We start from the raw sequence: 7345 nt of genomic DNA on the forward strand, positions 1-7345 counted from the left end.
GTGGTGTCGTATTGGTTGAGGAACCACATGCGTTTCTGGGCGGGGGAGAGGGGGATCCACCGCGGCCGCGGACCCGCGACCAACGGATGCGGAACGTTGTTCGTTCGATGAACGAGGTGGCTCGACACGGTGCGCGGGGTCAGGTCTTCGAACAGCGTGCGCACGCCGATATCGGTGTGCAGAGCACTGTTGATGCGCGCTACCGCCCGGGTGGCAGTCAGCGAATTGCCGCCCGCTTCGAAGAAATTGTCGTCGATGCCCACGTGGTCGAGTCCGAGTGCGGCAGCGAAGGCGTCGGCGACCGTCTCCTCGATCGGAGTCGCGGTGTGGCGCGCGGTATCCGCGCCGCGGTCGAATTGGGGCTCGGGTAGCGCGGCGCGATCGAGCTTGCCCACCCGTGTCAACGGGATTTCCTCGATCGCCACGATGGCCGCCGGAACCATGTAGGCCGGAAGCGACTCGGCGACGTATGCAGTGAGCTGCGCCGGAACGGCCTCCATGCCTTCGGCAGGCAAGACGTAGGAGACGAGCACGGTATCGCCGGAGGGTCCCGTCGTTCCGATCGTGGCCGCGTACGCGACAGCGGGGTGGCGGGTCAGCGCGGCATCGATTTCGCCCAGCTCGATCCGGAAACCGCGGACCTTCACCTGGAAGTCGCTGCGGCCCAGGTACTCGAGTGAGTGGTCCTCACGTCGCCATCGGACGATGTCGCCCGTGCGGTACAGGCGCTCACCGCCGCCGAACGGATCAGCCACGAATCGCTGTGCTGTCAGCCCCGGCCGCCGGTGGTATCCCCGGGCGCATCCGGGACCCGCGACATACAGCTCGCCCGGTACTCCCGCCGGCACCGGCTGCAGACGCGCATCGAGTACGAGCTCGGCGACACCGCGGATCGGCTTTCCGATCGTGATGTCGGCTCCGACGCTCATCGGATCACTGATATTGCACATCACGGTCGTTTCGGTGGGCCCGTACCCGTTCCGAAGCCTCCTGCCCGGTGCCCATCTGTCGACCAGACCGGGTGGGCACGCCTCGCCACCCACCACCACGTCGCGGAAGGTGTCGAGGTCCGCGGGGTCGGTTGTGGCGAGTGCGGCGGTGGGCACGAACGCGTGTGTGATCCGCTCGGCTTCGATCAGCCGGGTCAGTTCGATGCCACCGAACACTCCGGGTGGCGTGATCACCATCGTTGCGGCGGAACCGAACGCGAGGAGGTAATCGAACAGGGAACCGTCGAAGGTGGGCGACGAGAAATGCAGCACGCGGGAATCGGGGTGCGGTGTGAGCAGCTCGGCTTGCGCTGCGGCGAACGAACCGAGACCGCGGTGCGTGACCACCACACCCTTGGGCACGCCCGTCGACCCGGATGTGTAGATCAGATAGGCCGGGTGGTCGATCCGCGACGGCAGTCGGCGATCCCGGTCGTCGACCGGAGCGGCCGAGTAGCTTTCCGTCCGGGTGCGGAAGTCGGGTCGGTCGACGAACAGCCAGGACGTGGTGTCCGGCAGCTGGTCGCGGTGCTCGGAACAGCTGAGACCCAGCAGGGTGCCGGAGTCGGTCAGCATCTGTTCGATGCGAGTGCGCGGGTACCCCGGGTCCACAGGCAGGAACGCCGCACCCGTCTTGCTGATTGCCCAGACCGCAAGGACCGAGTCGATCGACCGAGAGAGGGCGAACGCCACGAACGATTCCGGTGTGGCACCGAAGTCGATCAGCAAGCGCGCCATCCGGTTCGACGTCTCCTCCAGCTCGCGGTACGTCACCGTGCGCCCCTCGAACGACAGCGCAGGTGCTGCGGGATTCACTGCGGCGGCGGCGCTGAAGATCTGCGCGAGGGTGCGGTACTCGACGGCCGGTGCTCCCCGTGCGGGCACGAGGTCCCGCAGTTCCGCTTCGTCGAGCACGTTCAGCGCGGCCAGCGTCGTATCGGGTTCGGTCGCCATGACGGTGAGAACCTTGCGCACTCGGGCAGCAATGGATTCCACATCCTCCCGCTCGAGCAGGTCGGGCAGGTACTCGAACTTCAGGTGGAGCCGGTCGTCCGCGGACGCCGCGATGGCCAGGGGGTAGTGGGTGGCGTCGGACCCGCGGGTGGCCGTGATCTCGAGGTCGGACTTCTGGGCGTCGAGCGTCGTGTCGAGTGGGTAGGACTCGAAGACGGTGAGGGTGTCGAAGGTGGTGGCGGGTCCGGTGGCGCGGTGGATGTCGGGGAGGCCGAGGTGGTGGTGGTCGAGGAGTTGGGTGTGGGTGTGGTGGGTGTGGTCGAGGAGTTCGGTGAGGGTGTGGTGGGGGTCGAGGGTGATGCGGACGGGGATGGTGTTGATGAAGAGTCCGATCATGGTTTCGATGCCGGGGATGTGGGGTGGGCGTCCGGAGACGGTGGTGCCGAAGACGACGTCGTCGCGGTGGGTGAGGGTGGCCAGGACGATGCCCCAGGCGGTTTGGACCATGGTGTTGAGGGTGAGGTTTCGTTCGCGCGCCAGCGTTCGTAGTGCTTGCGTCCCCTCCTGATCGATCGACAGGCCGAGCTCCTCCGGGAAGTTCGCCACCGTTGCCCGGTCCGAGTCCGCGATGAGAAGAGTCGGCTCCTCCACACCGTCGAGTGCTTCCTTCCACGCGGAGACGCTGTCCTCGATCGGTTGCCGCCCGAGCCACGCCAGGTAGTCGCGATACGACCGCGGGTGCGGCAGTCCGGTGGTGTCGTTGTGGTGGGTGTAGAGGTGGAGGAGTTCGTGGAGGAGGAGGGGGGTGGACCAGCCGTCGAGGAGGATGTGGTGGTTGGTGATGACGAGGTGGTGGTGGTGGGGGGTGCGGGTGATGAGGGTGTAGCGGAGTAGGGGTGGGGTGTTCATGTCGAAGCGGGTGTGGCGGTCGGTGGTGAGGATGTCTTCGACGGTGGTGGGGTGTTGGTGGGGTGGTTGGTGGGTGAGGTCGTGTCGGGTCCAGGGGAGGGGGGTGTGGTCGGTGATGATTTGGATGGGGTGGCCGTCGGGTGTGTGGGTGAAGGCGGCGCGGAGGTTGGGGTGGCGGTGGAGGAGGGTTTCGGCGGCGTGGTGGAGTCGGGTGGTGTCGAGGGGGCCGTGGAGGTCGAGGGTGAGTTGGACGGTGTAGGTGTCGAGGGTGTGGTCGGTGTATTCGGAGTGGAAGAGGAGGCCGGCTTGTAAGGGGGAGAGGGGCCAGATGTCGGTGAGGGTGGGGTAGTGGTGTTCGAGGGTGTCGATGGTGTGTTGGTCGAGGTGGACGAGGTCGAAGTCGGTGGGGGTGTGTCCGCCGGTGTGGGGTTGGTGGGTGTGGGTGGTGAGGGCGGTGAGTGCGGTGGTGAAGAGGTCGGCGAGTTCGCTCACCTCCGCAGCGGTGAGAACTCCTGTCGGATAGAGCCATCCCACTTCCAGGACCGGTCCGTCGTCCGTTTCGATGACCATGGCGTTGACGTCGAGAGTTGCTGCAGCACCGATGTCCGCACGGAACCGGCGATGTAGTCCGGTGCCCGACACCGGCAACCATCCACCGCCACCGGAGCGATCCGGAAGGCTCCCGCTGAATCGACCGAGGTAGTTGAAGGTGATCTGGGGGTCGGGGTAGGTGCGGAGTTCTTCGGCGGTGTCGGGGTCGAGGTAGCGCAGTTGTCCGTATCCGGCGCCGTGGTCGGGGATCGTGCGTAGTTGTTCCTTGATGGTTTTGATGGCGGTTCCGGCGGCGTCTCCGCCGTGGAGGGCGTCGTCGAGGTCGATGCCGGTGAGGTCGAGTCGGACGGGGTGGATGGTGGTGAACCAGCCGACGGTGCGGGAGAGGTCCGCGCCGGGGATGAGGCTATTTTCCCGGCCGTGCCCCTCGACCCCGACCAGAACCTCGTCGAACGGGTGAGCGTGACGACGCCGCCACCGCGCGACGGCCAGCGCCAGGGCGGTGAACAAGCCGTTGTCGACACCGGCGTGGAAGGCGCGGGGAAGTTCGCGCAGAAGCGTTTCGGTGACGTCCGGCGAGATCTCGGTCGTGACCTTGTCGGTGGTCAGCTCGGTGTCGTGGACGGGGTCGAGTGGCCGGGATCCGAGGAGGGGGTCGGGTCCGTCGAGGATGCGGCGCCAGAGGTCGAGTTCACCGGCCCGTTCGGGGGCGGTGTCGACGAGGGCGTGCGCCCAGCGGCGCATCGAGGTTCCGTTGTCGGGCAGGTCGGGGTCCCGGCCGGCGGTGATGTCTTCCCAGGCGGCGGCGAGGTCAGGTACCAGGATTCGCCAGGACACGCCGTCGACGGCCAGGTGATGGATCACCAGCAGGAGTCGGCCCTCCTGCGCCGACAGGTCGCCGTTGCGGTGGTCGGGGGAGGCGTCGAACCACACGGCCTGCAGCATGACGCCCCGGGCCGGATCGAGCCGGTCCTCGGCGAAGGTCAGCTGGTCACTGATCATCGCCCCGAACTCGGGGCCGCGGACCGACGGAGTGTCGATGCGCGACAGCAGGTCCGACGCCTGGATCGCTCCGACAGCGAGCACCTCCATGGCCGGTCCGGCGTCCGAGCGCCACAGCCGGGCGCGCAGCATGTCGTGGTGGTCCAGTACCGCCTGCACTGTTCGAGCGAGCGTATCGAGGGACAGGCCTGGCGGTGCTGTCAGGACTGCGGCTTGAGAGAACCGGCTGATGTCGCCGCCACGGCCCAGCAGCCAGTGCGCGATGGGCGTCAACGGGAGCGCGCCGACGCCCCCGCCGGGAAGCTCCGCGAGACCCGTCGGCTGAGCGATGGTGGTGACCTCGGCGAGCGCAGCCACCGACTTGCGTTCGAACACGTCGCGCGGGCTGAAGAACATCCCTGCCGCCTTGGCGCGGGCCACCAGCTGGATAGCCATGATGCTGTCACCGCCGAGCGCGAAGAACGAGTCGTCGATGCCGACGGCGTCCAGCCCGAGGACCTGTGCGAACAGTCCGGCGAGTACTCGCTCGGTGGGAAGCGACGGAGCCCGGCTCGACGTGACGCGCTCGGTGAAGTCCGGCGCCGGTAGCGCTTTCCTGTCGAGTTTGCCGTTCGCGGTGAGCGGCAACCGGTCGAGGACGACGAGAGTCGCGGGCACCATGTGCGGAGCCAACTCGGCACGGGCCGATTCCAGCACCGATTCGACGTCGAGTTCCTCATCGGGGACCCCGGGTACGACGTAACCGATGAGCCGGTCCACCCCGTTGTCGTCCGTGTGGACCTGGACCACCGCGTGCACTACTGCGGGGTGCCGTCGCAGCGTGATCTCGATCTCTCCGGGTTCGATGCGGTAACCGTGCAGCTGAACTTGGAAGTCGCTGCGGCCCTGGTACTCCAGCTGCCCGTCTCGATTCCACCGGGCGAGGTCACCGGTGCGGTACATGGGGGTGCCGTGACCGGCAGGATCCGCCACGAAGCGGGTCGCGGTCAGCTCGGGCCGATTCAGATATCCTCGCGCGAGCTGACTGCCCGACACATACATTTCACCGAGCACTCCGACCGGAACAGGGTGCAGTCGGCGATCGAGGACGGCGACGCGCAGCCCGGATATGGCTCGGCCGATGACCGACGCCCGTGCCGTTGCCGCCATTGTGCGGTCGAGTGCGAGCGCGCTCACGTGGACGGTGGTTTCCGTGATGCCGTACATGTTCACCAATGTGGGGGCATCGTCGTCGTGACGGGCGTACCAGCGGTCGAGTTGACGGAGATCGAGGGCCTCGCCGCCGAAGATCACGTAGCGCAGCGCCGTATCACCCTGTTGCGCAGCGGTGTCGGGCGCACTGGCATTCGCCTCGATGAGCTGGTAGAACGCGGTGGGGGTCTGGCTGAGGACCGTGACGTGTTCACGGCGGAGCAGTGCGAGGAACGCCTCCGGGGACCGTGCTGTGTAGTAATCGACCAACACGGCTCTGCCGCCCCTCAGCAGAGCGCCCCAGAGTTCCCACACGGAGAAGTCGAACGAGAACGAATGGAACAGCGTCCACACGTCGGAGTCGTCGATTCCGAACCGGTCGAGGGTGTTGGCGAACAACGTCAGAACGTTTCGGTGCGACACCACAACGCCCTTGGGATGGCCGGTAGACCCGGACGTATAGATCACGTACGCAGCGCAATCCGGGGTCAGTGCATTCCGTCGGTCCGTCTCTGTCACAGGAGCCGGTGAGAAGCCGCTCGCCGCCGTGATCACCGCTTCGGAGTCGACCACGACGTGCGGAATGCCGGTGTCCGGCAGTGACCCGTCGATCTCGGTGGATGTCACGACGCACAGGGGGTGCGCATCGCCGAGCACGAACGCGATGCGTTCGGCCGGATAGGTGACGTCGAGGGGTAGGTGCGCGGCTCCGGACACCGTGACCGCGAGCCATGCGACGACGGAGTCGAATGAGCGTGGGAGCGCAACGGCTACCGAGGATTCCGGACCCGCGCCGATCGAGATCAGATACCGTGCCAGGCTGTTGATGCGGGCCGCCAGCGCGGAATAGGTCGTCGTCGAGCCGTCCACCGTGAGAGCACCGGAAGCGGGGAACTGCGCAGCGACTCGGGCGAAGCGGTCGGCGAGGGTGTCGGCGCCCGAGTCGGTGCCGGGCTCGTTCCACTGATGTGCGATGGTGGCGCGTTCACTGCCGTCAATGATCTCGATGTCCCCGACGGGGAGGGTGGGGTCAGTCGAAACCGCCTCGAGTATCCGGACGAAACGCTTCGCGAAGCCCTCGACCGTGTCGCGCTCGAAAAGATCACCGGCGTAGGTGAAGGCGGCGGATACGCCGGCGGGTGAGGAATCTTCGGCGAGATGTTCACGCAGGGTGAGTTGCAGGTCGAACTTCGCGGCACCGAAATCGGTGTCTACGGCTTCGACCGTCAGGTCCGGCAACTCGAGAGAGATCGACTCGGCCCGGCCGAACTCGATGAGAACCTGGAACAACGGCGAATGCGCGGTCGAGCGGCCGGGGGCGAGCTCCTCGACGAGCACCTCGAACGGCAGATCGGCGTGAGTGAAGGCGCCGAGGTCGGCGTCCCGGGTGGTGTCGAGGAGTTCGGCGAACGATGCGGCGGCCGTCACCGGAGTACGCAGCACGAGCGTTCCGACGAACATTCCGACGAGGTCGTCGAGGGCGGGCTCGCCGCGCCCGGCGACGGGCACACCGACAACGATGTCGGAACTGTCGGCGAGCCGGGCGAGCAGCACGGTGAACGCCGCGTGGAAGGCCATGAACATCGTCGCCTCGTGATCCCCGGACAGGGCGGACAGTCGGCGATGGACCTGCGGATCGATGTCGAAGTACACCGATTCCCCGCTGAGGGTGCGTTGTGGTGGTCGTGGGTGGTCGGTGGGGAGGGGGAGGAGGTCGGGGAGGGCGGGGAGGGTGTTTTTCCAGTAGT

1 protein-coding gene is annotated in these 7345 nt (G+C 66.9%); it reads right to left on the reverse strand.

What is annotated here, in order from left to right:
* The coding region (locus tag R4P95_RS33230) for a non-ribosomal peptide synthetase (protein ID WP_317840528.1) at positions 1-7345 on the reverse strand (7345 nt) is incomplete at both ends.

This window comes from Rhodococcus sp. IEGM 27, from assembly GCF_033142305.1.
GTDB classification, from domain to species: Bacteria; Actinomycetota; Actinomycetes; order Mycobacteriales; family Mycobacteriaceae; genus Rhodococcus_F; species Rhodococcus_F oxybenzonivorans.